This window comes from Pseudonocardia sp. DR1-2, assembly GCF_023717215.1.
Taxonomy (GTDB): domain Bacteria; phylum Actinomycetota; class Actinomycetes; order Mycobacteriales; family Pseudonocardiaceae; genus Pseudonocardia; species Pseudonocardia alni.
Map to the genome: position 1 here is coordinate 174,133 of NZ_JAMQOF010000002.1, position 26,102 is coordinate 200,234.

General features: G+C 75.5%; 27 protein-coding genes and 1 tRNA gene. 18 read left to right on the forward strand and 10 right to left on the reverse strand.

Features of this window, described 5'->3' with window-relative positions:
- Positions 1-75: 75 nt before the first annotated feature.
- From ND486_RS05555 to ND486_RS05570, 4 genes are all read right to left on the reverse strand, one after another.
- Entirely contained in the window at positions 76-699 is a 624-nt protein-coding gene (locus tag ND486_RS05555; protein WP_251783123.1) for a maleylpyruvate isomerase family mycothiol-dependent enzyme, read from the reverse strand.
- A gap of 124 nt (positions 700-823) precedes the next feature.
- Positions 824-908, reverse strand: a tRNA-Ser gene (locus ND486_RS05560).
- A 21-nt stretch (positions 909-929) separates the two neighbouring features.
- Positions 930-1,403 (reverse strand): nucleoside deaminase, encoded by a 474-nt coding sequence (locus ND486_RS05565; protein WP_208826060.1) that lies wholly within the window; start codon positions 1,401-1,403, stop codon positions 930-932.
- 1 nt (position 1,404) lies between these two features.
- Positions 1,405-1,920, reverse strand: a complete 516-nt coding sequence (locus ND486_RS05570; RefSeq protein WP_174525539.1) for a tRNA adenosine deaminase-associated protein — start codon at positions 1,918-1,920, stop codon at positions 1,405-1,407.
- A gap of 109 nt (positions 1,921-2,029) precedes the next feature.
- On the opposite strand from ND486_RS05570, the gene ND486_RS05575 reads away from it, so the two are divergent.
- Entirely contained in the window at positions 2,030-3,241 is a 1,212-nt protein-coding gene (locus tag ND486_RS05575; RefSeq protein ID WP_178373168.1) for a M20 family metallopeptidase, read from the forward strand.
- 61 nt (positions 3,242-3,302) lie between these two features.
- On the opposite strand, the gene ND486_RS05580 is transcribed toward ND486_RS05575, so the two are convergent.
- The gene (locus ND486_RS05580) at positions 3,303-3,452 is read right to left on the reverse strand and encodes a hypothetical protein (protein ID WP_157818417.1); all 150 of its coding nucleotides are present in this window, start codon (positions 3,450-3,452) and stop codon (positions 3,303-3,305) included.
- Between the two features lie 380 nt (positions 3,453-3,832).
- Between ND486_RS05580 and ND486_RS05585 the strand changes: the two genes are divergently transcribed.
- The 4 genes from ND486_RS05585 (at position 3,833) to ND486_RS05600 (ending at position 8,158) form a co-directional block, all read left to right on the forward strand.
- On the forward strand, positions 3,833-5,182 hold the full coding sequence (locus ND486_RS05585) for an MFS transporter (protein WP_251783679.1): 1,350 nt from the start codon (positions 3,833-3,835) through the stop codon (positions 5,180-5,182).
- Positions 5,183-5,224: 42 nt separating this feature from the next.
- On the forward strand, positions 5,225-6,523 hold the full coding sequence (locus tag ND486_RS05590; RefSeq protein WP_251783124.1) for an amidase: 1,299 nt from the start codon (positions 5,225-5,227) through the stop codon (positions 6,521-6,523).
- Complete coding sequence (locus ND486_RS05595; RefSeq protein ID WP_073575728.1) at positions 6,520-7,083, forward strand: hypothetical protein; 564 nt, start codon at positions 6,520-6,522, stop codon at positions 7,081-7,083. The genes ND486_RS05590 and ND486_RS05595 overlap by 4 nt, the downstream gene beginning before the upstream one ends.
- A gap of 130 nt (positions 7,084-7,213) precedes the next feature.
- Entirely contained in the window at positions 7,214-8,158 is a 945-nt protein-coding gene (locus ND486_RS05600; protein ID WP_208826053.1) for a prephenate dehydrogenase, read from the forward strand.
- Here the strand turns inward: ND486_RS05600 and ND486_RS05605 are convergent.
- Positions 8,155-8,778 carry a putative glycolipid-binding domain-containing protein gene (locus tag ND486_RS05605; protein WP_251783125.1) on the reverse strand — a complete coding sequence of 208 codons (624 nt, stop codon included), beginning with the start codon at positions 8,776-8,778 and terminating at the stop codon, positions 8,155-8,157. The genes ND486_RS05600 and ND486_RS05605 overlap by 4 nt on opposite strands.
- 52 nt (positions 8,779-8,830) lie before the next feature.
- Positions 8,831-9,745 carry a non-homologous end-joining DNA ligase gene (ligD, locus tag ND486_RS05610; RefSeq protein ID WP_251783681.1) on the reverse strand — a complete coding sequence of 305 codons (915 nt, stop codon included), beginning with the start codon at positions 9,743-9,745 and terminating at the stop codon, positions 8,831-8,833.
- Between the two features lie 52 nt (positions 9,746-9,797).
- Here ligD and ND486_RS05615 point away from each other — a divergent pair, with 52 nt between their 5' ends.
- Positions 9,798-10,751, forward strand: a complete 954-nt coding sequence (locus ND486_RS05615) for a Ku protein (RefSeq protein WP_251783126.1) — start codon at positions 9,798-9,800, stop codon at positions 10,749-10,751.
- 9 nt (positions 10,752-10,760) lie between these two features.
- On the opposite strand, the gene ND486_RS05620 is transcribed toward ND486_RS05615, so the two are convergent.
- Complete coding sequence (locus ND486_RS05620; RefSeq protein WP_251783127.1) at positions 10,761-12,107, reverse strand: LCP family protein; 1,347 nt, start codon at positions 12,105-12,107, stop codon at positions 10,761-10,763.
- Between the two features lie 149 nt (positions 12,108-12,256).
- Here ND486_RS05620 and ND486_RS05625 point away from each other — a divergent pair, with 149 nt between their 5' ends.
- The 11 genes from ND486_RS05625 (at position 12,257) to ND486_RS05675 (ending at position 23,477) form a co-directional block, all read left to right on the forward strand.
- Positions 12,257-13,108 carry a nucleoside phosphorylase gene (locus ND486_RS05625; RefSeq protein ID WP_251783128.1) on the forward strand — a complete coding sequence of 284 codons (852 nt, stop codon included), beginning with the start codon at positions 12,257-12,259 and terminating at the stop codon, positions 13,106-13,108.
- A gap of 11 nt (positions 13,109-13,119) precedes the next feature.
- Positions 13,120-14,178, forward strand: a complete 1,059-nt coding sequence (locus ND486_RS05630) for an NAD(P)-dependent oxidoreductase (protein WP_224403835.1) — start codon at positions 13,120-13,122, stop codon at positions 14,176-14,178.
- A gap of 78 nt (positions 14,179-14,256) precedes the next feature.
- A complete protein-coding gene (locus ND486_RS05635; RefSeq protein ID WP_308215810.1) occupies positions 14,257-14,904 on the forward strand; it encodes a glycosyltransferase family 2 protein in 648 nt (215 codons plus the stop codon).
- Positions 14,901-15,590 carry a DUF2064 domain-containing protein gene (locus ND486_RS05640; protein ID WP_251783129.1) on the forward strand — a complete coding sequence of 230 codons (690 nt, stop codon included), beginning with the start codon at positions 14,901-14,903 and terminating at the stop codon, positions 15,588-15,590. Before ND486_RS05635 ends, ND486_RS05640 begins: the two co-directional genes overlap by 4 nt.
- Entirely contained in the window at positions 15,587-16,210 is a 624-nt protein-coding gene (locus ND486_RS05645) for a class I SAM-dependent methyltransferase (RefSeq protein ID WP_224403837.1), read from the forward strand. The genes ND486_RS05640 and ND486_RS05645 overlap by 4 nt, the downstream gene beginning before the upstream one ends.
- Positions 16,207-17,463: a molybdopterin-dependent oxidoreductase gene (locus tag ND486_RS05650; RefSeq protein WP_251783130.1), complete on the forward strand. Its 1,257-nt coding sequence runs from the start codon at positions 16,207-16,209 to the stop codon at positions 17,461-17,463. Before ND486_RS05645 ends, ND486_RS05650 begins: the two co-directional genes overlap by 4 nt.
- On the forward strand, positions 17,447-17,887 hold the full coding sequence (locus ND486_RS05655; RefSeq protein ID WP_062399489.1) for a hypothetical protein: 441 nt from the start codon (positions 17,447-17,449) through the stop codon (positions 17,885-17,887). Before ND486_RS05650 ends, ND486_RS05655 begins: the two co-directional genes overlap by 17 nt.
- Positions 17,884-18,252, forward strand: coding sequence for a hypothetical protein (locus ND486_RS05660; RefSeq protein ID WP_062399487.1), 369 nt, complete (start codon positions 17,884-17,886; stop codon positions 18,250-18,252). Before ND486_RS05655 ends, ND486_RS05660 begins: the two co-directional genes overlap by 4 nt.
- A 51-nt stretch (positions 18,253-18,303) precedes the next feature.
- On the forward strand, positions 18,304-19,587 hold the full coding sequence (locus ND486_RS05665; RefSeq protein WP_251783131.1) for a geranylgeranyl reductase family protein: 1,284 nt from the start codon (positions 18,304-18,306) through the stop codon (positions 19,585-19,587).
- 158 nt (positions 19,588-19,745) lie between these two features.
- Positions 19,746-21,335, forward strand: coding sequence for a serine/threonine-protein kinase (locus ND486_RS05670; protein ID WP_251783132.1), 1,590 nt, complete (start codon positions 19,746-19,748; stop codon positions 21,333-21,335).
- A 105-nt stretch (positions 21,336-21,440) separates the two neighbouring features.
- Entirely contained in the window at positions 21,441-23,477 is a 2,037-nt protein-coding gene (locus ND486_RS05675; protein ID WP_251783133.1) for a cytochrome c oxidase assembly protein, read from the forward strand.
- Between the two features lie 13 nt (positions 23,478-23,490).
- On the opposite strand, the gene ND486_RS05680 is transcribed toward ND486_RS05675, so the two are convergent.
- Positions 23,491-23,949, reverse strand: coding sequence for an SRPBCC family protein (locus ND486_RS05680; protein WP_251783134.1), 459 nt, complete (start codon positions 23,947-23,949; stop codon positions 23,491-23,493).
- 90 nt (positions 23,950-24,039) lie between these two features.
- Here ND486_RS05680 and ND486_RS05685 point away from each other — a divergent pair, with 90 nt between their 5' ends.
- Positions 24,040-25,314 (forward strand): MFS transporter, encoded by a 1,275-nt coding sequence (locus ND486_RS05685; RefSeq protein ID WP_251783135.1) that lies wholly within the window; start codon positions 24,040-24,042, stop codon positions 25,312-25,314.
- On the opposite strand, the gene ND486_RS29575 is transcribed toward ND486_RS05685, so the two are convergent.
- Positions 25,215-26,093 (reverse strand): AraC family transcriptional regulator, encoded by an 879-nt coding sequence (locus ND486_RS29575; RefSeq protein WP_251783136.1) that lies wholly within the window; start codon positions 26,091-26,093, stop codon positions 25,215-25,217. The two genes, ND486_RS05685 and ND486_RS29575, sit on opposite strands and share 100 nt — an antisense overlap.
- Between the last annotated feature and the right edge of the window lie 9 nt (positions 26,094-26,102).

Consider the following 26,102-nt stretch of genomic DNA (forward strand, 5'->3'; position numbering starts at 1 on the left):
CGCCGGACGGGGGTCGGCCACATCGGAGCCGGGAATGATCCACGGCGTCGGACCACGGTCGGAGACGGGACGCGCTCACTCCGCCCGCGCGAGTGCCTCCGCCCCGGGACCGGTGAGCGCGTCGTCCCCCGGCGGTCGGCCCGAGACCGCGAGGAGCAGGGCCAGCGCGGTCCCCCGCACCTCGGGGCCGCTGCCGACCACCAGGCCGGTGTCGGTGGCCGAGAGGCGGAGGCCGGCGACGGTCTCGCGGGCACCCCCGAACGAGGTGGAGGTCCGGACCTGCAGCGCGAGCGCGCCGGCCACCGCCGCGGGGGCGTAGGTCCGGACGATCCCGAGCGGTCGACGGACGTCCTCCCCGTGCACGACCATCTCGACCAGCCGGGTCGCGAGCGGGGCCGGCGGTGTGGCGGTCATCGGCACGCACTCCGCGAACCGGCGCAGGGTCTCCTCCGGCGTCGCACCGCGTGCGCGGGCGATCCCGTGCTCGTTCTGCCGGTCGAAGTCCATGCGCGCCCGCAGCATGCCGACGACGAAACGGCCCCGGGTCGTCCGGGCGGTGTCGACGAGGTGGGCCAGCACGTCGTGGACGGTCCACCCGGGACAGAGCGACGGGGTGTCCCACCGGTCGCCGGACACGTCCCGCAGGTCGGCGACGAGCGCCGCGCGCTCGGAGTGGACGAGCTTCCAGACCTCGGTCACGGTGGTCCTCCCGGGCGTCGCGCGGATGGTCGGCTGCTCCTGGGGACCACCCGGCGGCCGTGGACTCATCGGCCCGACGACAGAGGGCCGGATCCCCGACTCGGGGATCCGGCCCTCTGACCAGCGGTAGCGGTGGGATTTGAACCCACGGAGGCGTGAACCTCACGCGCTTTCGAGGCGCGCTCCTTCGGCCGCTCGGACACGCTACCGCCGACAAGGCTACAAGAAGCTCAGTCGCGGTCGGCGCACGGGGTCCGGCCGAAGAACTCGCGCATCAGGGCGGCCGCCTCACCTGCGCGGACCCCGCCGACGACCTCGGGCCGGTGCGCGAGCCGCCGGTCGCGCAGCACGTCCCACAGCGAGCCCGCGGCACCGGTCTTGGGCTCCCACGCCCCGAACACGACGCGCTCGACCCGGGCCAGCCCGATCGCGCCGGCGCACATCGTGCACGGTTCGACGGTGACGGCGAGGGTCGTCCCGGTCAGCCGCCACTCCCCCACGACGGCCGCGGCGGCGCGCAGGGCGAGCACCTCGGCGTGCGCGGTCGGGTCACCGGTGGCCTCACGGGCGTTGCAGGCCGCGGCGAGCTCGGTGCCGTCGGCGGCGAACACGACCGCGCCGATCGGGACGTCCCCGGTCGCCTCGGCGTCGCGCGCGACGTCGAGGGCACGGCCCAGCGCGAGCCGATCGGCCGGGCGGAACAACTCAGGAGCCGACGAGCTCGTCCAGCGCGGCGGCGAACCCGCAGCGGCGGGCGATGGTGTCCAGCTGCTCGTCGGGGTACAGCTCGAGGTCGGAGACGAGGATCTCCAGCTCGTCGGCGGGCAGGCCGAGGTCGGCCAGGATGCCGAGGTCGCCCTCCGGCCAGGCGTCGTCGAGGGCGTCGTCGTCCGGGGGGAGCTCGACGCGGAGCAGGTCGAGCACGTCCGCCGCGATGTCGTAGTCCAGCGCGGCGACGGCGTCGGAGATCAGCAGCCGCACCCCGCCCGCGGACGGGCGGAGGAGGACGAAGAACTCGTCGTCGACGTCGAGGAGGCCGAGCACCGCACCGGTGGAGCGCTGCGCGCGCAACGCGGTGATCGCCGCGTCGAGGTCCACGAGCGCTTCGGAGTCCAGCCGGACACAGCGCCAACGGCCCTCCTCCCGGATCGCGGCGACCGCGAATCCGGGCAGGGCGGCGCCCCGGGTGTCCGGGGCTGCCTCGACGCTCTGTGTGGCCACGCACCAACGGTACGTCGCTCCGGGGCTGTGAGTCACGCCACGACCAGGTACGCGTGGTCACACCGGGCCCGCGGGCGCCGGACGGGCTCCGGTCAGCGACGATCGGTCCATGCCCATCACGCCCGCCTCGGTCGCGGGGCTCCCCGGCGGCCTGCTCGAGGCCGCGCGCGTCCTGCAGCCGCGGACGGTCGCGCTGCGCCGGGAGCTGCACCGGGCACCGGAGCTCGGACTGCACCTGCCCCGCACCCGGGACGCGGTCCTGCGGGCCCTCGACGGGCTGCCGCTGCGGATCCGCACGGGCGGGTCCTGCACCTCGGTGACCGCCGTCCTCGACGGCGACCGTCCCGGGCCGACGGTGCTCCTGCGGGGCGACATGGACGCGCTGCCGCTGCCCGAGGACAGCGGACTGGACTTCGCCTCGGGCACCGACGGCGTCATGCACGCCTGCGGGCACGACACCCACACCGCCATGCTCGCCTCGGCCGCGCGCCTGCTCGCGGACCGGCGGGACCGGATCGCCGGCCGGGTGGTGTTCATGTTCCAGCCGGGCGAGGAGGGGTTCCACGGCGCCCGGCACATGATCGACGAGGGCGTGCTGGACGAGGACCCCGAGCTGGCCTACGCCCTGCACATCACCTCGACGGTGCCGACGGGGCAGCTCCACCACCGGCCGGGCCCGATCATGGCGGCCGCGGACGTGCTGCGGGTCCGGGTGACCGGCCGCGGCGGGCACGCCTCGGCCCCGCAGGACGCCTGCGACCCGGTCCCGGCCGCCGCGGCGATGGTCGGCGGCCTGCAGACCCTGCTGACCCGCCGGGTCGGGCCGCAGGAGTCCGCGGTCCTCACGGTGTCCCGGATCGAGGCGGGCACCACCGACAACGTCATCCCGGAGACCGCGGAGCTGACCGGGACACTGCGGACGTTGTCGCAGCCGGTGCGCACGCTGCTGCACCGGGCGGTCACCGAGCACTGCCGGCACACCGCGCTGGCCTACGGCTGCACGGCCGAGGCCGAGATCGTCCCGGGCTACCCCGTCACCCGCAACGACGACCGCGCGACCGCCGGGCTGGTGCGCGTCGCGGAGAAGGTGCTCGGCCGCGGCGCCTGCGTGGCGATGCCGGACCCGCTGATGGGGTCGGAGGACTTCTCCTACGTGCTGGACCGGGTGCCGGGCTCGCTGGCGTTCCTGGGGGCCCGGCCGCCGTCGGTCGACCCGGCCCTCGCCCCGCCGAACCACTCGAACCGGGTGGTGTTCGACGAGGCCGCGTTCCCGGCGGGGGTCGCCGTGTACGCGGGACTCGCCCTGGCCGCGACGGGCTGAACGCGCGACGGCGCCGCACCCCCGGACGGGGACGCGGCGCCGTGAACGCGGACGCGGACGCTCAGACGGTCTCCTCGACCTGCTCGGCCGGGGCCACGCGGCCGTAGCCCTTCCAGGTGCGCTGGGCGTAGGCGGCCAGCGCGGAGGTGACCGCCAGGCCCACCCCCGTGCTCGCGATGATCGACAGGAAGACGGCGTTCGACACAGCCATGACGGCTCCTCCTCACACGGGCACGCGCCGGGTCCGGTGACCGGGTCCGGATGACCCGGGCGGAGTCGCGACGCTTGCGAGTCCCACGGGCGCTACCTGCGCCCGCCGACCACGGTCCCACGTCGGAAAAGCGCTGTCCCGCCTGCGGAACCACCGAATCGAATGACTCCGCTCACAGACACATCGGTGCCTCATCCGGCACCGGGGGCGACGTCTCGTTAACGTCGGGGAGAACTATTCAACGAAACGGACAGAACGACACGGATTGACAGTTTCCCGACGAAAGCTTCATCCGTGGCGTGCACTGTCGCCAGGGGGAACGCGTGGACGACACAGCAGAGGGGACGGTCGACGGCGTCACCGTCACCGATCCCGCGACCATGCGGCGCGCTGTTGCGGCGGCCGCGGTCGGCAATATCACCGAATGGTTCGACTTCGGTGTCTACGGTTATCTGGCCACGACCATCGAGGCCGAATTCTTCCCACCCGGGCCGCTGTCCCAGGTAGCGGTGTTCGCGACGTTCGCGATCGCGTTCTTCTTCCGTCCGCTGGGCGGGCTGTTCTTCGGTCCGCTGGGCGACCGCATCGGCCGGACCAAGGTCCTGTCGATCACGGTCATCCTGATGGCGCTGGGCACGTTCCTGATCGGCCTCATCCCGTCCTACGCCTCGATCGGGCTGGCCGCGCCGATCCTGCTCGTCGCCGCCCGCGTCCTGCAGGGCTTCTCCACCGGCGGTGAGTACGCCGGCGCCATGACCTTCATCGCCGAGTACGCCCCCGACCGTCGTCGCGGGTACTTCGGCAGCTTCCTGGAGCTCGGCACGTTCGTCGGCTACGCGCTCGGCGCCACCATCGCCTCGGTGCTGCCGCTGGTCCTCAGCCCCGAGTCCATGTCGAGCTGGGGCTGGCGGATCCCGTTCTTCGTCGCGCTGCCGCTGGGCATCGTCGGGGTGTATCTGCGGGTCAAGCTGGAGGAGACCCCGGCCTTCCAGACCCTGCTCTCGGAGTCCGAGGAGCGCGAGGGCACCCAGGTGAAGGACGGTCTCAAGCTGATCTTCACGAAGTACCTGCCGACCTTCGTCATGGTCGGTGGCGTCGTCGTCGCCTGGAACGTCACGAACTACATGTTGACCAGCTACATGCCGACCTACCTGGAGACCACGGTCGACCAGCACGGCGGCACCTCGATCGACTCCACGACGTCGTCGTGGCTGCAGATCGCGGTGCTGTGGCTGGCGGTGTTCATCATCCCGCTGCTCGGGCGGCTCTCCGACCGCACCGGGCGCAAGCCGATCATGTGGGTCGGTGCGGGCGGGCTGATCGTGCTCGGGATCCCGATGATCCTGCTGATGCAGAACGGGTCGGTGCCCGCGGTGTTCCTCGGCCTGCTGGTCATGGGGCTGCTGCTGATCTGCTTCTCGGCCACCGGGCCGTCGACGCTGCCCGCGCTGTTCCCGACACAGATCCGCTACGGCGGACTGTCGATCGCGTTCAACATCTTCGTGTCGGCGTTCGCCGGGACCGTGTCGCTGGTGATGTCGGCGCTCGTCCTGTCCACGGGCGACCTGCTGTGGCCCGGGTACTATCTGATCGCGGCGGGGGTCATCGGCGTCGTGACGCTGCTGTTCCTCCCCGAGACGGCGAACCGGCCGCTGCGGGACTCGCAGCCGTCGGCGGGGTCGGCGGAGGAGGCGCGCGAGATCGCGGCGACGATGTCCGCCGCGCGCTGACCACCGGTTGTCGGAGTCGGGGAGCGACGGCACGCTGAGCGCGTGCTGCCGCTCCCCGATCTGTTGCGGGCCCTCGACTCCGGGGAGCTCTCCCCCTCCGAACACGTCGACGACGTGCTGTCCCGGCTCGGGTCCGACACCACGAACTGCGTGGTCGCCCTCGACGCCGACCGCGCCCGCGAGCGCGCCGCCGAGCTGACCGCGCTGTCCGCCGCGGGACGACGGCTGGGCCCGCTGCACGGCGTCGCCGTCGGGATCAAGGACCTGGTCGACGTCACCGGGCTGCCGACCCGGTGCGGCTCGCGGCTGCTGGCCGACGCCGCTCCCGCGACCGCCGACGCACCGGTGGTGACGATGCTGCGGGCCGCGGGGGCCGTGGTCGTCGCGAAGCTCCACACCCACGAGTTCGCCTACGGCCCCACCGGCGACGTCGCCGCCACCGGCGCGGCCCGCAACCCGCACGACCCGGCCCGGATCACGGGCGGCTCGTCGTCCGGGTCCGCCGCGGCCGTCGCCGCCGGGCACCTCGCGCTGGCCGTCGGGACCGACACCGGGGCGAGCGTGCGGACCCCGGCCGCGCTGTGCGGCGTCGCCGGGCTGAAGCCGCGGCGCGGTGCCATCCCGGGCGAGCGGGTGTTCCCGCTGGCCGAGTCGTTCGACACGGTCGGGCTGCTGGCCGCCGACGCCGCCTCGCTCGCCGTCGCACGCACCGCGCTCGGGGAGCCCGGCGCGTCGGCCGCGGCGGTGCTGCCCCGGATCGGCGTCGCCGACGACGACTGGTGGCGTCCGCACGACCCGGCGATCGCCGACGCCGTCCGGGCCGCGGCGGACGCGCTCACCGCGCTCGGCGCACCCGTCGCCGCCCAGGACACCCCCGGCGTGGCCGAGCTCGCCGCCACCTACCCGGTGATCACCGGCGCGGAGGCCTACGCGACCCACCGGCGCTGGTTCGCCGAGCGCCGCGACGAGTACCAGCCCGCGACGGCCGCCCGGCTCGCCCCGCACGCGGAGGCGCCGGCGCACCTGTACGTCGACGCCCGGCGCGAGCGCCGCCGGGTCGGGCGCGCCCTGCTCGACCGGCTCGGGGCCTCCTGCGACGTGCTGCTCTGCGCCACCACCCGGCTGCGTGCCACGCCGATCGGCGCGACCGAGCACGACGGGGTGCCGGTGCTGCCGTCGATGCTGCAGCTGACCTCGCCGTTCAACCTGCTCGACCGGCCCGTCGTCGCGCTGCCGGTCCCGGTGCCGGGGCTGCCCGCGGGGGTGCAGCTGGTGGGGGTCACCGTCGGTGAGGACGTGCTGCTGGGGCTGGCGCGGGCGCTGGAGAGGGCGTTGCGGTGATCCTCCCGGTGGCGGTGGCGCGCGGGGTCGCCGCGGGCGAGGTCGACCGCGTGTACCGCCGCTGGGCACGGTCGCGGGTGGCCGTGGGCTCGACGCTGCGCACCGCCGCCGGGGTGGTCGAGGTCGTCGCCGTCGACGAGGTGGACCCGGACCGCATCACCGACGACGACGCCCGCGCCGCGGGCGAGCCCTCCGCCGACCGGGTGCGCCGCGCGTTCCGCGGAACGCGGTCCGACCCGGTGTTCCGCATCGGGCTGCGCTTCGCCGGGGCCGACCCGCGGGAGTCGCTGCGGGACGCGACCGGGGACCTCGACGACGTCGTCGCGGCCCTGGACCGGATGGACCGCCGGTCGCGCCGGGGGCCCTGGACCCGGCCGACGCTGCGGCTGGTCGCCGAGCTGCCCGGGGTACGGGCCGCCGAGCTCGCGGAGCGGGCCGGGCGGGACACCCCGGCGTTCAAGCGCGACGTCCGCGCGCTCAAGGAGCTGGGCCTGACCGAGAGCCTGGAGGTCGGCTACCGGCTCTCCCCCCGCGGGGCCGCGCTGCTCGCCGGACCATGATCACCGGTTGTGGGGTCCGGAGTGCGCTGTCCGTGCCTCTGCGCTCCACAACCGGTGATCACCGGGTCGGGCGGTGCGACGAGCGGAGTCCGCGCGGGGCCGGGAACCGCGGTCTCTACCCTCGTGACGCATGCGAGCGGTGTGCGTGCTGGGGACCGGACTGATCGGCGGGTCGCTGATGCGGGCCGCGGCCCGCGCCGGGCGTGAGGTGTGGGGCACCGCCGCGTCCGAGCCCACCGCGGCTGCCGCCGTCGCCGACGGGTTCGACGTCACCACCGACACCGACGCCGCGCTTGCCCGGGCCGCCGAGGCCGACGCGCTGGTCGTCGTGTGCGTCCCGCTGACCGCGCTGGAGGCGGTGCTGCGCCGCGTCGACGCGGTCGCCCCCACCTGCCGGCTCACCGACGCGGTGAGCGTGAAGGTGCCGGTCGCCGACGCGGTCGCCCAGTTCGCACCGCGCACCCGGTTCGTCGGCGGGCACCCGATGGCCGGCACCGCCGAGTCCGGCTGGCCCGCCGGATCCGCGGACCTGTTCGCCGGCGCCGCCTGGGTGGTCGCCGCCGACGACGGCCTCGACGTCGAGGTGTGGCGCGACGTCGCCGAGCTGGCCTGGGACTGCGGGTCCCGGGTGGTGCCCGCGGCCGTCGACGAGCACGACGTCGCCGTCGCCCGGATCTCGCACCTGCCGCACCTGTTCGCCGCGGTGCTCGCCTCCGTCGGCGCCGGTGAGCAGGGCGACGACCTCGCCCTCGCCCTCTCCGCGAGCTCGTTCGCCGACGGCACCCGGGTCGCCGGGACCCGCCCCGAGCTGGTCCTGGCGATGTGCGAGGGCAACCGGGGCGCGCTGCTCGCCGCCGTCGACGACGCCCTGGGCAGGCTCGGCGCGATGCGCGGGGCGCTGGCCTCCACCGGTGGGCTGGCCGCGACCGTGCGCTCCGGGCACGAGGCGCGGATGCGGTGGGCCTCGACCCGCGAGCCGCTGGAGGTGCCGGTCGACCTCGGCGCACCGGACGTGTTCGCCGAGCTGCGCGAGCTCGGCCGCCGCGGCGACGTCGTCGAGCCGGTGAAGCGCTAGAGCGTCACCCGGGACGCGATGCCGGGGTAGTCGAGGACGAAGCCGTCGTCGTCGACGGTCATGTCGGCGGCGAACGAACCCGCGGCGAAGCCGACGACCGCGGGCGTGCCGGGCGACCCGGCCGTCACCGTGCGGTAGGTCTGCTCGGTGTTCTCCACGGTCAGTGTCGGGAGGTCGACGAACAGCATCGGCAGCACGTGCTCGGCGGGCTCACGGTGCAGGGCGAGGCGCCGGACCGGGAGCGCGTTGAACACCGGGCTGAAGGCGAGGTCGACGTCGCGGGCGCCGCCGAAGTGGCCGCGGCTGCCGCCGGAGCCGTCGTCGACCAGCCAGACGCCGTCGGTGCTGCGCGACAGCGTGAGCTGCTGCTCCCCCTCGGCGGTGGCGACGTCGACGGCGAGCCGCGACAGCGTCCCGTCGCCGGCGACGACGAGCCGGTAGGACGCGGTGAGCACCCCGCCCTCCCCGCCGCGGATGATCCGGCCGACGGCACGGAACCCGCCGCCGTTGGTCGTGATGCGCGCCGACTCCATGCCCGCGGCGCCGTCGGTCTCGGGGTCGGACCGCCAGGTCAGCATGACCGCCACGCGCGTCACCTCCGGGTCGTCGATGTCGGGCACACCGAACCACATCGCCGCGCGGACCACGCGAACGGGTGATGATCAGCCGTCCTCAGCGGGGCTCCCGGCGGACGTCGGCGGCGTCGACGTCGTCGCGGATCCCGCGGAAGACCGGCTGCCGCAGCCGGCCGGCCGCCGTCCACCCGAGGTGGGCGACCTCGGCGACGACCGTCGGGGAGCACCAGCGTGCGCCCGCGGCGTCGACCCGGGGCAGGACCCGCGCGAACGGCGACGCCGGTGCCCCGGTCAGCCGGGCGGTGAGCAGCTCCTGCACCGCCGCCCCGGCCAGCCCGGATCCGACCCGGCCGGCGAACTCCAGCCCGTCCGGCCCGGGGACGCCGAGCAGCAGCGCCCCGATCCGTCCCGCACCACCGGACCTCTCGGGTCTCCAGCCGCCCACCACACAGGACTGCGAGTGCCGGTGGGCGACCTTCACCCAGTCCGGGCTGCGCCGGCCCGGCCGGTACCGCGAGTCCGCCCGCTTGGCGACGACGCCCTCCAGCCCCCGCGACGCCGTCACCTCCAGCAGTGCGGCCCCGTCCGGGTAGAGCGGCGAGGTCTCGACGTGCGGGGTCGCGGACAGGTCGAGCCGTTCCAGGGTGGCCCGGCGCTCGGCCAGCGGGCGGTCGAGCAGCGGCACCCCGTACAGGCGCAGCACGTCGAACACCATGAAGGTGACCGGGCGGCCGCCCGCGGGGCCGTGGATCCGGTGGGCGAGCGCGGCGAAGCTGGGGACACCACCGTCGAGCAGCACCACCTCGCCGTCGAGGAGCACGTCGGGGGCCAGGTCCACCAGACCGGCGAGTTCGGGGAAGTTCGCGGTGACATCGCGGCCGGAACGGGTACGCAGGCGCAGAGCCGGCTCGCCACCGCCGTCGGTGACCTCGGCCAGCACGCGCATGCCGTCCCACTTGACCTCGAACGACCAGCCGGCCCCGGTCGGCAGGGGTCCGGGGGTGGCGAGCATGGGCTGCACACCGTCATGCTGTCACTTCGGACGGCACGCGAGGGGGAACCGCATGCGCGCGATCTGGAGCGGGGCCGTGTCCTTCGGGCTGGTCAGCGTGCCGATCAAGGTCTATTCGGCGACGTCCAACCACGACGTCCGGTTCCACCAGGTGCACGGTGAGGACGGCGGCCGCATCCGCTACAAGCGGACCTGCGAGGTGTGCGGCGAGGAGGTCACCTACGCCGACATCGTGAAGGGCTTCGAGACCCCCGACGGCGAGCTGATCACCCTCGACGACTCCGACCTCGCGTCGCTGCCCGTGCGGACGGGGCACGAGATCGACGTCATCGAGTTCGTGCCGAACGACCAGATCGACCCGATGCTGTTCGACAAGAGCTACTACCTCGAGCCGGAGACCAAGGCCGCCAAGCCCTACGCGCTGCTGCGCGAGGCACTCGAGGAGACCGACCGCACCGCCGTGGTGAAGGTGGCGCTGCGCCAGCGCGAGACCCTCGCGCTGCTGCGGGTGCGCGGCAAGGCGATCGTGCTCCAGACCCTCATCTGGCAGGACGAGATCCGCGAGCCGGAGTTCGACATCCTCGACAACGAGGTCGACCTCAAGCCGCAGGAACTGAAGATGGCGTCGTCGCTGGTCGAGAGCATGGGCGCGGACTTCGACCCGTCGGAGTTCCACGACGAGTACCGCGACGCGATGGCCGACCTCATCGAGGCGAAGCGCTCCGACGGCGACGCCCGCCCGGCGCCCGCCGCGGAGGCCGCCGACGACGGCGGGGACTCGATGAGCGACCTGCTGTCGGCGCTGCAGGCCAGTGTGGACGCGGCCCGGTCGACGAAGTCGGACTCCGGGTCGGGGTCCGGTTCGGCGGAGAAGAAGACCCCGGCCCGGCGGTCGTCCTCCCGGACGAAGAAGACCGAGGAGAAGGACGCCGGGACCGGCACCGACGACGCGAAGCCCGCGAAGCCGGCCACCACACGTCGGCGGTCGACGAAGAAGACCGCCTGACCGGCGCCCTCAGGGGCCGAAGCTGGACTCCGGCGGCGCCTGGTCGTTCTGCAGGGCGCCGAACAGCGCCTGGGCCCGGGTGCGGTCCCAGCGCAGGTTCGACCCGCCCGCGCTGCCCCCGATCGGGACGGTCGTCTGCACGCCGTCGCCGCCGGAGACGCCCTTCATCCCCCAGGCCAGGCCGGCGAGGTTCCAGATGTGGTCGGAGTCGTCGACGGTGATCGTGCCGGTCACCGCGGACGCCAGCGGGACCATCCGGAACGGGTTGATCAGCGTGAGCGGGCTGGTGGCCTTGCCGAGCAGCGCGGAGAGGAACTCGCGCTGGCGCTGGACGCGGTCGAAGTCCGAGCCGGGCGTCGCGCGGGTGCGGACGTAGCCGAGCGCGGTCGTGCCGTCGAGCTCCTGGCAGCCCGCCTGGATGTCGAGGCCCGCCTTCGGGTCGTCGATGGCGCGGGGGACGCACATGTCCACTCCCCCGACCGCGTCGACCGCGCCGACGAACCCGCCGAAGCCGACCTCGACGTAGTGGTCGATGCGCAGGCCGGTCGCGGCCTCGACGGTCTCGACGAGCAGCTCCGGGCCGCCGAACGCGAACGCCGCGTTCACCTTGTTGCTGCCCCTCCCGGGGATCGGGAGGTACGAGTCGCGCGGGATGGAGACGAGCACGCTGCCGGAGCTGCCCGTGTGCAGCAGCATGATCGTGTCGGTGCGCTGGCCCGCCGCGTCGCCGGTGGCGAGCCGTTCCTCGTCCTCGGCGGAGAGGCCCTCGCGGCTGTCCGAGCCCACGATCAGGTAGTTCGTCCCCGACGACGACGCCTGGGAGTCCGCGGGCAGTGCCTGCACCCGGGTCATGTTCTGGTCGAGGTAGACGCCGAACCCGACGAACGCGACCAGCAGCAGGATCAGCACGGCCTTCCAGCGCCCGCGGGTGGCACGGCGGACGCGGCGCCAGTCCGGCATCGACGGGCCGCGGGTGACCCGGCCGTCGCGGGGGGCCTGCGACGCGGGATGCACCCCGGCCCCCGCTCCCCCGGCTCCGGAACCGGCACCGGCGGGACGCGGCATGACCGGACCACGCGGCGGCGCGGCGGCCCGGGTCGGTGGCGGCGCCCCGGCGGCCCGGCCGGGCGGCGGCTTGCGCAGCGGTCCGCGGCCCCCGCGCGACGGCGGGGTCCCGGGCGGCTGCTGCGGCGGGGACGGCGGCGGGAGCGGACGGCCACCGTGTCCGGGAAGCGGGTTGCGGGGCTGGTTCGTCCAGCCGGGGCTGCCGGGCCGCGCGGGACGGCCGCCGCGCGGCGGCTCGCCCTGCGGCGGACGCCCGCCCGCGGGGGGCGGGCCGCGGAAGTCTCCGGCCATGCCTGTGCCACCCTCCGATCGGCCCGGATCCTGGGCATCCGTGGCCGACGATACTGCGCGCCGTCGTCCCCGGGACGCCGGGCGAGAGGGTCACCCCGCCCACCTGCGGTGTTACACCCGACCGGGTGCGCGGGGGATGATCGTCGACGATGGACCTCCCCCTGCACGAGGACGACCTGGACGCCGAGGGCGTGATCCGGGCGTCGGCGATCACCCCGCTCCGCCCGGACATGCCGGCCGCGGCGGTGCTGTGCTGGTTCCCCGAGGTCGTCGAGGACCTCGGGACCCGCTCCGAGACGGTGACCGTGCTGCGCAGCGAGCTCGGCCGCAGCCCGGTGTGGCGCACGACCGGGCCCGGCGGGACACCGGTCGCGGTGCTGCACCCCGGCGTCGGCGCGCCGCTGGCGGCGATGTTCCTGGAGCACCTCGCGGCGCTGGGCGTCCGCACCGTCGTCGGGGTCGGTGGGGCCGGGGCGCTGCGGCACGAGCTGACGCTGGGGCACGCCGTCGTCCTGGGCAGCGCGCTGCGCGACGAGGGCACCTCGTTCCACTACCAGCCGCCGTCGCGGACGATCGACGCCGACCCGGACGGCGTCGACGCGGTGGTCCGGGTGCTCGACGGCGCCGGGGTGCCGCACGTCGTCGGACGGTGCTGGACCACCGACGCCGTGTTCCGGGAGACCCCGGCGCGGGTCGCGCGGCGCCGCGACGAGGGCTGCGCGGTGGTCGACATGGAGGCGTCCGCGCTGGTCGCGGCCGCGCGCCGGATCGGGGTCGGCTACGGCCAGGTGTTCCTCGCCGCGGACTCGCTCGCCGGGCCGGAGTGGGAGCACCGTGGCTGGACCAGTGCCCGCGAGGCCCGGGCGGGGCTGTTCGGCCTGGCGCTGGCCGCGGCCGAGACCTGGGACGGGAGCCGCGGCCCCGGGGCCGGACCGCGCGACGACCCGGCCGGCGCCGCGGAGGGGGACGGGCGGTGGGCGGGCGGGACCGGTACGCCCTAGCGTCTGCGGGCATGCGCGTCCTCGTCACCGGCGGTGCCGGATTCATCGGGTCCCACGTCGCCGACCGCTTCGTCGCGGACGGCCACGAGGTCGTCCTGCTCGACGCGCTGCTGCCGCAGGCGCACGGCGGCGAGGCACCGGAGCTGGACCACGAGCTGGTCCGCGGCGACGTGCGCGACGCCGACACCCTGTCCCGGCTCCTGCCGGGGGTGGACGCGGTCTGCCACCAGGCCGCCATGGTCGGGCACGGTGTCTCCCCCGCCGACGCCCCCGACTACGCCTCCCACAACGACCTCGGCACCGCGGTGCTGCTGGCGCAGATGCACGCCGCGAAGGTGGACCGGCTCGTGCTGGCCGGGTCGATGGTCGTCTACGGGGAGGGCCGCTACGACTGCCCCGACCACGGCGTCGTCCGGCCCGGGCCGCGTGCGCTCGACGACATCGACGCCGGCCGCTACGAGCCCCGCTGCCCGGAGTGCGGCAAGGACCTCGAGTCCGGCCTCGTCCCGGAGTCCGCGCCGGTCGACCCGCGCAGCACCTACGCCGCCACCAAGCTCGCCCAGGAGCACCTCGCGAGCGCCTGGGCCCGCCAGACCGGCGGGACGGTGTGGTCGCTGCGCTACCACAACGTCTACGGCCCGCGGATGCCCCGCGACACCCCGTACGCGGGCGTCGCGTCGATCTTCCGGTCCTCGCTGGAGCGCGGTGAGGCACCGCGGGTGATGGAGGACGGCCGGCAGCGCCGGGACTTCGTGCACGTCACCGACGTCGCGGCCGCCAACGCCGCCGCACTCGTCGCCGACCCGGAGCCGACCGGCTTCGGCGCCGCGAACGTCTGCTCCGGCGAGCCGCACACCATCGGCGACCTCGCCGCCGAGCTGGCCCGCGCGATGGACGGACCCGAGCCCGAGATCGTCGGCGGCGCCCGGCCCGGCGACGTGCGCCACGTCGTCGCCGATCCGGCCTACGCGGCGGCCCGGCTGGGCTTCCGCGCCCGGACCACCTTCACCGACGGGGTGACGGCGTTCGCGACCGACCCGCTCCGTTCACCGATCACCACGAACCGCTGAGGGGCGCCGTTCGAACCTCTCGCGGGACCCTCCCGCATTCGGCGGGCGGCGGACCGGCGGAGAGGTGAAGATCGCGACGTGCACCCGGAGATCGTGCTGCCGTGCCTCGACGAGGCGGAGGCGCTGCCGTATGTCCTGAAGCGGATGCCCGACGACTGGCCGGTGATCGTCGTCGACAACGGGTCGACCGACGACACCGCGGCGGTCGCGCGCGGGCACGGGGCGCGGGTGGTCGTCGAACCGCGTCGCGGCTACGGCGCGGCCGTGCACGCCGGGCTGGAGGCGGCCACCGGTGAGCTCGTGGCCTTCCTCGACGGCGACGGCTCCCTCGACGCCGACGTGCTGCCCGGCATGGCCGAGACCGTCGCGTCCGGCCGCGCCGACATCGCCGTCGGACGGCGGGTCCCCGACACGGTCGGGGTGTGGCCCTGGCACGCCCGCGCGGCGAACGCGGTGATCGCCGGGATGCTGCGGGCCCGGGGGGTCCCGGTGCACGACATCGCCCCGATCCGGGTCGCACGCCGGCAGGCGCTGCTGGACCTGCGGATCGAGGACCGGGCGTTCGGCTACCCGCTGGAGCTGCTGCTGCGGGCGGGCCGGGCGGGCTGGCGGTTCGACGAGATCCCGGTCGCCTACTCCCGGCGGGCCGGCGGGCGGTCCAAGGTCTCCGGCTCGGTCAAGGGCACCGTCCGGGCCGGGCGCGACATGATCCGGCTGCTGCGATGACCGGCCCCGTCACCACCGTCGTCCTGGCCAAGGCCCCGGTGCCGGGCCGGGTCAAGACCCGGCTGTGCCCGCCCGCGACGCCCGAGCTCGCCGCGGCGATCGCCTCGGCGGCGCTGCTCGACACCCTCGACGCCGCCGCCGGGGTGGCCGGCGACACCGTCGTCGCGCTGACCGGGGACCGGGCCGCCGCCGTCGGTGCGGCCGATCTGGCCGCCGCGCTGGACGGGCTCGCCGTCGTCGCGCAGCGCGGGGAGGGACTGGCCGCGCGGATCGCCGCCGCGCACGCCGACGCCGCCGCGCTGCACCCGGGCCGCCCGACCCTGCAGGTCGGGATGGACACCCCGCAGGCCACCGCCGAGCTGCTGTCCCAGTGTGCGGACCGGCTCGCCGAACCGGGTGTGGACGCCGTCCTCGGCCCCGCGACCGACGGCGGCTGGTGGGTGCTGGGCCTGCGCGACCCGCTCGCCGCCGCCGCGCTGCACGGCGTGCCGATGTCGAGCGCCGAGACCGGCGGCCGGACGCTGGACGCGCTGCGGGCCGCCGGTCTGCGGGTGGCCCTCGCCGAGCCGCTGACCGACGTCGACACGGCCGCGGAGGCCGTCGCCGTGTCCGCGCAGGTCCCGGGGAGCCGCTTCGCCCGCGCCGTCGCCGAGCTCAGGCTGCGATGTCCGGAGGTGTCGGTGTGACCGTGACCGCCGAGGGCTTCGACATGCCGCTGTCCGGCGCCCCCTCCCGTCTGCTCTGCGACGACGGCACCGAGATCGCGCTGGACGTCGACCGCTGGGCCGACGCCGCCGGTGGCTGCGACGACTGGCTGCTGCGCCACTGCGCGGGCCCCACCCTCGACCTCGGCTGCGGACCCGGCCGGCTGCTCGTCGCGCTCGCCGCGCGCGGGATCGCCGCCCTCGGCGTCGACGGTTCCGCCGTCTCCCGGGTGCTGTGCCGCCGCCGCAGCGTCGCGATGGTCCAGGCCGACCTGTTCGGCCCGCTGCCCGGCGAGGGCAGCTGGTCCCACGTGCTGCTCGCCGACGGCAACATCGGCATCGGCGGCGACCCGGTCGCCCTGCTCACCCGCGCCGCGCGGCTGCTCACCCACGGCGGGACGGTGCTGGTGGAGGCCGACCCGCGCCCCGAACACGCGTGGCGCGGTACCGCCCGGGTGCTGTGCGGCAGCGGTGCGGGCGAGCCGATCCCGTGGGCCGCCCAGGGCGCGGTGCCCCTCGCCGTGACGGCCGGGCGTGCCGGTCTGCGGGTGACCGACGTGCACCTCGGCGCCCGGGTGTTCCTGGAGCTGACCGGGCCGTGAGGCGCGTGGTGCGGTGGCGCAGCCCGATCCGGGGCCCCTGGCTGACCTCGATGTTCGCGCTGCCGCTGCTGGTCGGGCTCCCCGTCGTGGCGTTCACCGGGCTGCTCGACCGGCTCGCCTACGGCCGGGAACAGGCCATCCCGGCCGCCGACGCCGTCGGCGGGCTGCAGCTGCCGTGGTGGGACTGGCCCGCGTCACCGGCCTGGCTGTTCCGGCTCACCGAGGGCCTGCACGTCGGGCTCGGGATCGTGCTGGTGCCGCTGGTCCTGGCGAAGCTGTGGTCGGTCATCCCGAAGCTGTTCACCGCACCCGAACGCAACCCGGTGACGTTCCTGGAACGGCTGTCGCTGGTGCTGCTGGTCGGCTCGATCCTGTTCCTGATCGTCACCGGCCTGCTGAACGTCCAGTACGACTACGTCTTCGGCTTCTCCTTCTACGACGGCCACTACGCCGCGGCCTGGGTGTTCCTGGCCTCGTTCACGCTGCACGTGGTCACGAAGCTCCCGACGATGGTCCGCTCGCTGCGGGGCCGATCGCTGCGCACCGAGCTGGCCACGCCGCTCGCCGCCACCCGGCCCGAGCCGGCACACCCGCTGGTCGCGCCGGACCCGGACCCCCCGACGATGTCGCGGCGCGGCGCGCTCACCCTGGTCGGCGGCGGGATGCTGTTCGTCGCGGCGCTGACCGTCGGACAGTTCACCGACCGGCTCCGGTCGACGGCGCTGCTGCTGCCCCGGGGCCGGACGACGGCGCCCGACAGCACCGAGCGGGGCGGCCCGAACGACTTCCCGGTCAACCGCACGTTCGTCGCGTCCGGCATCGCCCCGGCCGCGGTCGGGAGCGCCTGGACGCTGACCCTGACCGGCGGCACGGCACCGGTGGTGCTCGACCGGGCGGCGCTGGCCGCGCTGCCGCAGCACACCGCGGAGCTGCCGATCGCCTGCGTCGAGGGCTGGTCGACCTCGCAGGTGTGGACGGGGGTGCGGCTGACCGACCTGGCCCGCGCCGCGGGCGTGACCGACCCGGAGACCGCGGAGGTGCGGTCGGTCGAGGTGGGGGGCCCGTTCGCCCGCTCGCTGCTCAACCGCGGCCAGACACTGTCGCCGGACTCGCTGCTCGCGCTGCGGGTCAACGGCGCCGAGCTGTCACCCGACCACGGGTACCCGGCGCGGCTGATCGTCCCGGCGCTCCCCGGGGTGCACAACACCAAGTGGGTCGCGACGATCGGGTTCTCCCGTGCTGCTCCTCGGTAGCCGCCTGCTCGCCGCCCTCGGCTGCTTCGCGCTCGCCGGGTGGGCGGTGTACGCGATCGTCGGCGGGTCCCCGGACCTGGTCACGATGGCCTGGTGGTTCGCCGGCGCGGTCCTGCTGCACGACCTCGTGCTGTTCCCGCTCTACGCCGCCGGGGACCGGCTGCTGCTGCTCGCGCTGCCCCGCACCCGGGTGCCGCTGGTCAACCACGTGCGGATCCCGGTGCTCGGCTCCGGGCTCGCGCTGCTGATGTTCCTGCCCGGGATCATCCGGCAGGGCGCGCTGAGCACGCTGAACGCGACCGGGCTGGACCAGGAGCCCTACCGGATGCGGTGGGTGTGGCTGACCGTCGTGCTGTTCGCCGTCTCCGCGCTGGTCTGGACGGTGCGGACACTGCTCGCCCGCCGGGCAGTATCGGAGCCATGAGCGAACCCGTCTTCGACAAGCGCGACCAGCTCGACAAGGTCGCCGCCGGCCTGCTGGAGGGCGAGCGGATCATCGCCGTCTACGACGCGATCGGCGCCGGCACCGGCTTCCTCGGACTCACCGACCTGCGGGCGGTCCTGCAGGACAACTCCTTCGTCGGCAAGCGCACCGCGATCACCTCGATCCCCTACGGCCGGATCTCCTCGGTGTCGTTCGTCGCCGATCGGAACCTGCTGGGCCGGTTCGCGAGCTCCAGCCAGATCGCGATCACCGTCGGGGCGGCCGTGCACGAGGTGGCCTTCCGCGGCGACGACAAGGCCCGCCACGCCCACGACGTGATCCTCTGGCACCTGACCCGGTCGTGACCGGGGGCACGCTCGGCGGCGGCCGCCCGGCCGGGTTGCGACACTGGGGTCATGAGCACCGGCCCCGTCCCGCCCGCCACCACTCCGGACTCCACCGACGTGCTCGTCGTCGGGGCGGGACCGGCCGGGTCGGCGGCGGCGGCGTGGGCGGCACGGCACGGGCTCGACGTCGTCCTCGCCGACTCCGCCACCTTCCCCCGCGACAAGGCCTGCGGTGACGGGCTGACCCCGCGCGCGATCGCCGAGCTGGGGCACCTGGGCCTCGGTGGCTGGGTCGACTCGCACGGCACCAACCAGGGGCTGCGCGCGCACGGGTTCGGGCAGGTCCTGGAGCTGCCGTGGCCGGGCGGGTCGCTGCCGGCGCACGGCTCGGCGATCCCGCGCACCGAGCTCGACGCGGGCATCCGCCGGGTCGCCCTGGAGGCCGGCGCGACCCCGATGGAGGGCGCCAAGGCCGTCGACGTGACGTTCGCCGGGGGCCGGGTCGACTCCGTGCTGTTCGACGACGGCCGCTCCGTCCGGTGCCGCAGGCTCGTCGTCGCCGACGGGGCGCGCTCCACGCTCGGGCGGGTGCTGGGCCGGGAGTGGCACCAGGACACCGCCTACGGCGTCGCCGCCCGCGGCTACGTCAGCTCCGGCCGGCACGACGACCCGTGGATCAGCTCGCACCTGGAGCTGCGTGGCGAGGCCGACGAGGTCCTGGCCGGGTACGGCTGGCTGTTCCCGCTGAACGACGGCCGGGTCAACATCGGCGTCGGCACCCTGGCCACCGACCGGCGCCCGGCGAACATCAAGCTGCGCGGCCTGATCGACCACTACGCGAACGCGCGCCGCGCCGAGTGGGAGCTCGGCCCGGAGGTCGAGCTGGTCCGCTCCGCGCTCCTGCCGATGGGCGGGGCGGTGTCCGGCGTCGCCGGGCCGAACTGGGCGCTGGTCGGCGACGCGGCGGGCTGCGTGAACCCGCTCAACGGGGAGGGCATCGACTACGGCCTGGAGACCGGCCGGCTGGTCGCGGAGCTGCTCGCGTCGGGCGCCGACCTGGACCGCGCCTGGCCCGCGACCCTGCGCTCGCACTACGGCCTGGCGTTCTCGATCGCGCGGCGGCTCGCCGGGCTCATCACGATCCCGCGGCTGCTGCCGCTGGCCGGGCCGGTCGGGATGCGGTCGCGGGCCCTGATGACCGTCGCGCTGCGGGTGATGGGCAACCTCGTGACCGACGAGGACCGCGACCTGACCGCCCGTGCCTGGCGGGCCGCCGGGAAGCTGTCGGTCCGTCTCGACGACCGGCCCCCGTTCCCCGCGGCCGACCTGCGCACACCGGTCACGGCGCGCTGAGGGCTCCGGGGCGGGAGGATCACCGGGTGGTGGCAGCGTGCCGTCCACCGGGGTGACCGGTTCCGGACGGTACGGTCGCCGCCAGGAGGTCCGCCACGACGGCGGACGGCCGGTGCACGCACCCGCGGCCCGGCTGTACCAGCAGACCGGGAGGGCCCGTGACCCGCGGCGACGATCCGGAGCGCACCCGCAGGGATGCGTCCGACCCGTGGCGGACGGGGAACCGCCGGCAGCGGCCGCCGGGCGGCCCCGGGCCCGACCCCACCCGTCGCGTCGGCGGGGCCCGGCCCGCGCCGCGCCGCGCCGACGACGACCCGGCGACCCGCAGCAACGCGCCGGACGCCACCCGCCGGGTCGGCCCGCCCCCCGGCCCCGGCCGCCCGGGCCCCGGTGGACCGGGTGCCCCCGCGGACGGCACCCGGCGCCTCGGGCCCGGAGAGGCCCCGACCCACCACCTCGGCGCCCCGCCGACCGCCGCCCACGGCGCGCCGCGCCCGTCGCGCCCGGACGCGACCCGGATGATGCCCGCCCCCATCACCGAGCCCGAGCTGCTCGGCGGCCGGTACCGGCTGGAGGGGCTGCTCGGCCAGGGCGGGATGTCCGACGTGCACCGGGCCACCGACACCCGGCTCAACCGGCCGGTCGCGGTGAAGATCTTCGGTGCGGCCGACGACCCGAGCGCGGACCAGCGCTTCGAGCAGGAGGCGCAGGTCATGGCGAACCTGCGCCACCCGGGGCTGGTCGCGGTGCACGACTTCGCCGTCGAGGCCGACCGCGCCTACCTGGTCATGGAGCTCGTCGACGGGCCCACGCTCAAGGACGTCATCGCCCGCGAGGACCTGCCACCCGAGGACATCCGCCGGATCGGCACCGAGGTCGCCCAGACCCTGGCCTACGTCCACTCGCAGGGCGTCACGCACCGCGACATCAAGCCGTCGAACATCCTCGTCGACTCCGACGGCCGGGCCCGGCTCGCCGACTTCGGCATCGCCGCCCTGCTCGGCGCCGACGGCCACACCGCGGCCGGCGAGATCATCGGGACGCCGGCGTACCTGTCGCCGGAGCAGGTCCAGGGCCGACCGGTCGGGCCGCCGACCGACGTGTACGCGCTCGGCCTCGTGCTGCTGGAGGCCTGGACCGGGCGGCAGGAGTACCAGGGCCAGGGGCTGCAGGGCGCCGCCGAGCGCGTGAACCGCGCCCCGGTGGTGCCCGCGGACGTGCCCGAACCGGTGCGGACGGCGATCGACCGGTCCACCGCGACCGACCCGCAGCGACGCCCGGACGCCCGCCGCGTCGCCGAGATCCTCTCCGAGCCGGCCGCCGTCGCTCCGCCGGTCGTCGCGCCGCCGGAGCCCGAACCGCGTGACCTCGGCTCGTCGGGGATCGGCAAGTGGATCGCGATCGGCGCGCTCGTCGTCGCGCTGCTGGTGCTGCTCCTCGGGTTCCTGCTGTTCGGCAACGGCGACTCCGACACCCAGGCCCCGCCGACCACCGAGACCAGCGCACCGCCCACCACCGAGACGACGACCGAGGCCCCGACCAGCGAGAACGACGGCGGCATCCAGCTGCCGAGCAACATCCCGGGTCTGCCGTCGGGTCTGCCCTCTCTCCCGTCGAACCTGCCGTCGCTGCCGAGCGAGCTGCCGTCGCTGCCGTCGAACCTGCCCGATCCCGGCCAGATCGGTCAGGACGCGCAGGGTTTCTGGGAGTCGATCCAGCGCTGGTGGTCCGGGATCACCGGGAACTGACGTGACCCGTCCGACCCGGTGCGGCGCGCGCCGGGCCGGACGGGGACCATCGGAGGTGACACGGGCGCGGTACGTGCCCGGTGACCACCTGCGGAGGGGTTCTCGGTGAGCGCGAGCACGGAGCAGGCGACGACCGATGCGGCCGGTGGTGCGCAGCCCGCACCGGCGGTGCCGGCGCGGCGCGACCGTCGTGCCCTCCTGACCGCGCTCACGGTCGCCCTGGTGCTGCTGTGCGCCGGCGTCGCGGTCGCCGTCTCGATCGGCGACGACGGCTTCTGGCGGCAGAGCGGGCTGCCGGTGCCCGAGCCGGGCCTGAAGGCCGCGACGGTCGTCGCGAAGGTCCTGGCCGTCGCCGCGACCGCGCTCGCCGCCGGGTCGCTGCTGGTCGGCGGCCTGGTCGCGGCGCCACAGGGGTCCGGGACGGTCGACGTCCACGGCTACCGCGCGCTGCGCCGGGGCACCCTGGCCGCCACCGTCGCCGGGGTGTCGGCGATCGCCGCGGGCTGGCTGTCGGTGGCCGACATGACCGGCAACTCCCCCGGCGTCCTGGCGTCGGTGGGCCCGTTCGGGTGGCTCGGCGCCGCCGCGACGATCGAGGAGCCGCTGGGCTGGGCGCTCGCCGGAGCACTGCTGCTGCTCGTCGCCCTCGGGTCGGCGTTCTCGCTGAGCTGGAAGGCCGTCGCCGCGCTCGGGCTGGTCGCCGCGTGCGCGATGGCGGTGCCCGCCGCGGTCCACCCGGCCGCGACCGGGGCCGGGCACGACTGGAGCGGCGATGCGAACGTGCTGCGCGCCGTCGCCGGGACCGCCTGGCTCGGGCTGGTCGCCGCGCTGGTCGCGTTCCGCGCGCACGGCGGCGTCGTCGAGGGACGGACCGCGGGCCGGGTCCGCGGGCTGCTCGCCGTCGGCGGGGTCGTGTACCTGGCCGGCGAGATCGTCTTCCAGCTGGTGGTGACCGACGCCGGTCCGCTCGGCGGGTCGGCCTACGTGCAGGTCGCCGTGGTCGTCGCGGTCCTGCTCGCGGCCCTGGTCCCGCTGACCGCGCTGCTGGTCCGCGGGCTCGTCACCGCCCCGGACGGACCGGCGCCGGGCCGGCTGCTGCCGGTGGTCGCGGTGCTGGGGGCGGTGGTGGCGACGCTGGGCGTCGCGAGCATCCGGCTGGTGCCGCCGCGGTTCGTCGTCGCCGACGACTCGGCGCTGCAGACCCTGATCGGCTGGGACGTCGACCGGCCGTTCTCCGCGCTCGCGGTACTGACCGACTGGCGCTGGAACCTGCTGTTCGGCACCGGTGCGCTGGTGCTGGCCGGGCTGTACCTGGTGGCCGTGCGCCGGCTCGCGTCCCGCGGGGTGGTGTGGCCGGTCGGGCGCACCGTCGCCTGGCTGCTGGGCTGCGCGACGCTGCTGCTGGCGACGTCGTCGGGGCTGGGCTTCTACTCCCCGTCCATGTTCAGCGTCCACATGATCAGCCACATGACCCTGAACATGCTCGCGCCGATCCTGCTGAGCCTCGGCGGGGCGGTCACGCTCGCGCTGCGGGTGCTGCGCCCGGCGGGCCGCGGCAACCCGCCCGGCCCGCGTGAGTGGCTGCTCGCCGCGGTGCACTCGCGCGTCGCGAAGGTCATGACCCACCCGGCGTTCGCGGCGGTGCTGTTCGTCGGCTCGTTCTACGTCCTGTACTTCACCCCGCTGTTCGACGGGGCGCTGCGGTTCCACTGGACCCACCAGCTGATGAACCTGCACTTCGTGCTGGTCGGCTACCTGTTCTTCTGGCCGCTGATCGGCGTCGACGCCGCCCCGCACCGGCTGCCGCACCTGGGGCGGCTCGCGGTCATGCTCGCGACGATGCCGTTCCACGCGTTCTTCGGCGTCGCGGTGATGAGCTCCTCGACGGTGCTCGGGGAGAACTTCTACCGCCAGGTCGGGCTGCCGTGGCTGGACCTGCTCGACGACCAGCGCACCGGCGGCGGCATCGCCTGGGCGACGGGCGAGATCCCGATGCTGCTGGTGATGGTCACGCTGGTGGTGCAGTGGTCGCGCGACGACTCCCGGGAGGCGGCCCGCAAGGACCGGCAGGCCGAGCGGGACGACGACGCCGAGCTGAAGGCCTACAACGCGATGCTGGAGCAGATGCGCCGGGGCGGCTGAGCGCCGGTCGCGCTCACGCCGTCGCGGCGGTCGCCCTCAGCCGGGTCAGGCCCTTCTCGAGGTCCCCGCCGAGCAGCCGGTCCATCGGCACGATCCGGCCGACCAGCGCGGCCACCCCGGACTGCTCACCCGTCATCCGCCAGACGACCTCGGTCCCGGCACCGGCCGGGGCCAGCAGGAACGCGGAGGTACTGGTGGAACGGAACGGCTTCTCGAAGCTCACGAGGATCTCGATCCGCTCCGGGGTGTCGGTGACGACCTCCATCGTGCCGCGGCCGGCCTTCCGGTTCCCCGACCAGGAGTAGCGGGCGCCGGTGCCGCGCTCGGCACCGTCGTAGCGGCGTTCCAGGGCCGGGTCGAGGTCCTCCCACGGCGACCAGGACCGCCAGGCGTGGAGGTCGGCGACCAGGTCGTGGATCCGGTCCGCGGGGGCGTCGACGACGGTCCGGCGCTCGACGACGTAGCTGCTCACGGCGTCGACCGTAGCGGGATCCGGACGCTCGGTCTGCTCCGCCGGACGATCCGATGGGCCGACGACCGTTCCGAAGCGAAACCTGGGGGCATGACCGACACCCTCGTACCGACGACCCGCCCCGGACGCACCGCCTGGGGCGCGGTCGCCGTGATGGCGATGACGAGCTTCGTGCTCGTCCTCGCCGAGTTCCTCCCGCCCGGCCTGCTGACCCCGATGGCCGCCGCGCTCGGGATCACCGAGGGCCAGGCCGGGCAGGCCGTGTCGGCGACGGCGTTCGTCGGGCTCCTCGTCGCCCCGACGATCGGGGTGCTGCTGCCCCGGCTCGACCGCCGGGCCCTGCTGACCGCGCTCGCCGTGGCCGCCGCGGCCTCCAACCTGGCGGTCGCGGTGGCGCCGAACTTCGTCGTGCTGCTCCTGGCGCGGCTGCTCCTCGGTGCCGCGATCGGCGGGTTCTGGGCGATGTCGCTGGCCGTCGCGGCCCGGCTGAGCACGCCCGGGCGGCTCGGCCGCGCGGTGATGCTCGTGAACACCGGGACGACCGTCGCGACGGTCGCGGGTGTGCCGCTGGCCGTCCTGCTCGGGTCGGTGGCCGGGTGGCGGGCCGTGTTCGTCGGCGTCGCCGTGCTGTCCGCGGTCACCGCGGTCGCGATCCGGTCGGCGCTCCCGGCCGTGGCCCCGGACGCCTCGGACGGTCTCCGTCCGCTGCTCGACACCCTGCGGGCGCCCGGCATCGGGCGCGGGCTCACCGGCCACGTGCTCACCGTCCTGGGGCACTTCGCCGCGTTCACCTACATCCGCCCGGCACTCGGCACCGTTCCGGGTCTCGACGCCGGCGGGGTGGCCGTGCTGCTGGCGGTGTTCGGCGCGGGCGGCGTGGTGGGGAACGTCCTCGTCGGGCTGGTCGTCGACCGCCACCTGCGGGTCGTGCGCTTCGCGGTCCCGGCGACGCTCGCGGCCGGCGTCGCCGCGGTCGCCGCGTTCCCGGCGGCGCTGCCGGTGGTCGTCGTCGGCGTGGCCGTCTGGGGGCTGTCGTTCGGGGCGTGGCTGACGGTGGTCACGACCTGGATCGCCCGTGTCGCGCCGACCCGCATGGAGGCCGGGGGCGGCCTGCTCGTCGCCGGGTTCCAGCTCGCCATCACGATCGGGGCCGCCGCCGGCGGGCTCCTCGTGGACGGCCTCGGGGTGCGCGCGACCCTCGCCGGTGCGGCCGTCGCGGCCGCGGTCGGCGGCCTGACCTTCGGCTCCGCCCCGCAGGACCCGCCCTACGGCGCGGGCGAGGACCGGACCGACGAGCGCCACCGGGACGGCGACATCCCGGACTCCCGGCGGAACGCCCGGGCGAACCCGAGCTCGGAGCGGTAGCCCACCCGGTGGGCGACCTCGGCGACCGTGGCGCTGCCGTCGGCCAGCAGCGCCCGGCCGGCGTCGACCCGGGTGGCGGCCAGGTAGTCCGCCGGGGTCCGGCCGACGACCTCGGCGAAGCGGGCCGCGAAGACCGCCCGCGACATGGTCGCCTCCCGGGCCATCTCGGCGACCGTCCAGGGGCGGGCCGGGTCGGTGTGGATGGCGTGCAGGGCGCGGGCGATCCGGGGGTCGAGCGCCGAGGCGAGCCACCGGTCGGTACCGGCCGGCTGCTGCTCGACCCACATCCGCACCGCGGTCACGGCGATCGTGGTGGCGATCCGGCTGCAGATCACGGTGTCGCCGCTGCGGACCCGCCCGCCGACGGTGCTCCACCCGCACTCCATCCCGCGGACGAGCGTCGCCATGCCGGGCTCGGCGGGCCCGAACGCGCGGGCGACGAGTGCGGGCGGGAGCGTGCCGTCGTCGCGGGGGCGGGCCGGGGCACCGGCGAACACGACGGCGGTGAGGTCCGCCCCGTCCTCGCCGCGGACCGTCAGGTCCCCCGGCCGCGGGACCAGGACGAGGTCCCCCGCCGCGACGGCCGTCCAGCAGCCGGTCGTCGTGCGGACCGAGGCGCGGCCGTCGTGCAGGAAGACGAACCCGGCGGCGTCGCGGAGCAGCGTGGCCGTCGCGCCGTCGGTCACCCGGGACCGGCGGGACCGTTGCAGCTCCCACTCCATGCCGGCCAGCATCCGGTCGAGACGGGTGTCGATCGCATCGGGCAGGGGTGCGGTCACCCCCGGATC

Coding starts and splice junctions, on each gene's coding strand:
- ND486_RS05575 (WP_178373168.1), top strand. CDS start 2,030: ATGCCCATCACGCCCGCCTCGGTCGCGGGGCTCCCCGGCGGCCTGCTC.
- ND486_RS05580 (WP_157818417.1), bottom strand. CDS start 3,452: ATGGCTGTGTCGAACGCCGTCTTCCTGTCGATCATCGCGAGCACGGGG.
- ND486_RS05585 (WP_251783679.1), top strand. CDS start 3,833: ATGCGGCGCGCTGTTGCGGCGGCCGCGGTCGGCAATATCACCGAATGG.
- ND486_RS05600 (WP_208826053.1), top strand. CDS start 7,214: ATGCGAGCGGTGTGCGTGCTGGGGACCGGACTGATCGGCGGGTCGCTG.
- ligD (WP_251783681.1), bottom strand. CDS start 9,745: ATGCTCGCCACCCCCGGACCCCTGCCGACCGGGGCCGGCTGGTCGTTC.
- ND486_RS05615 (WP_251783126.1), top strand. CDS start 9,798: ATGCGCGCGATCTGGAGCGGGGCCGTGTCCTTCGGGCTGGTCAGCGTG.
- ND486_RS05620 (WP_251783127.1), bottom strand. CDS start 12,107: ATGGCCGGAGACTTCCGCGGCCCGCCCCCCGCGGGCGGGCGTCCGCCG.
- ND486_RS05625 (WP_251783128.1), top strand. CDS start 12,257: ATGGACCTCCCCCTGCACGAGGACGACCTGGACGCCGAGGGCGTGATC.
- ND486_RS05630 (WP_224403835.1), top strand. CDS start 13,120: ATGCGCGTCCTCGTCACCGGCGGTGCCGGATTCATCGGGTCCCACGTC.
- ND486_RS05640 (WP_251783129.1), top strand. CDS start 14,901: ATGACCGGCCCCGTCACCACCGTCGTCCTGGCCAAGGCCCCGGTGCCG.
- ND486_RS05660 (WP_062399487.1), top strand. CDS start 17,884: ATGAGCGAACCCGTCTTCGACAAGCGCGACCAGCTCGACAAGGTCGCC.
- ND486_RS05665 (WP_251783131.1), top strand. CDS start 18,304: ATGAGCACCGGCCCCGTCCCGCCCGCCACCACTCCGGACTCCACCGAC.
- ND486_RS05685 (WP_251783135.1), top strand. CDS start 24,040: ATGACCGACACCCTCGTACCGACGACCCGCCCCGGACGCACCGCCTGG.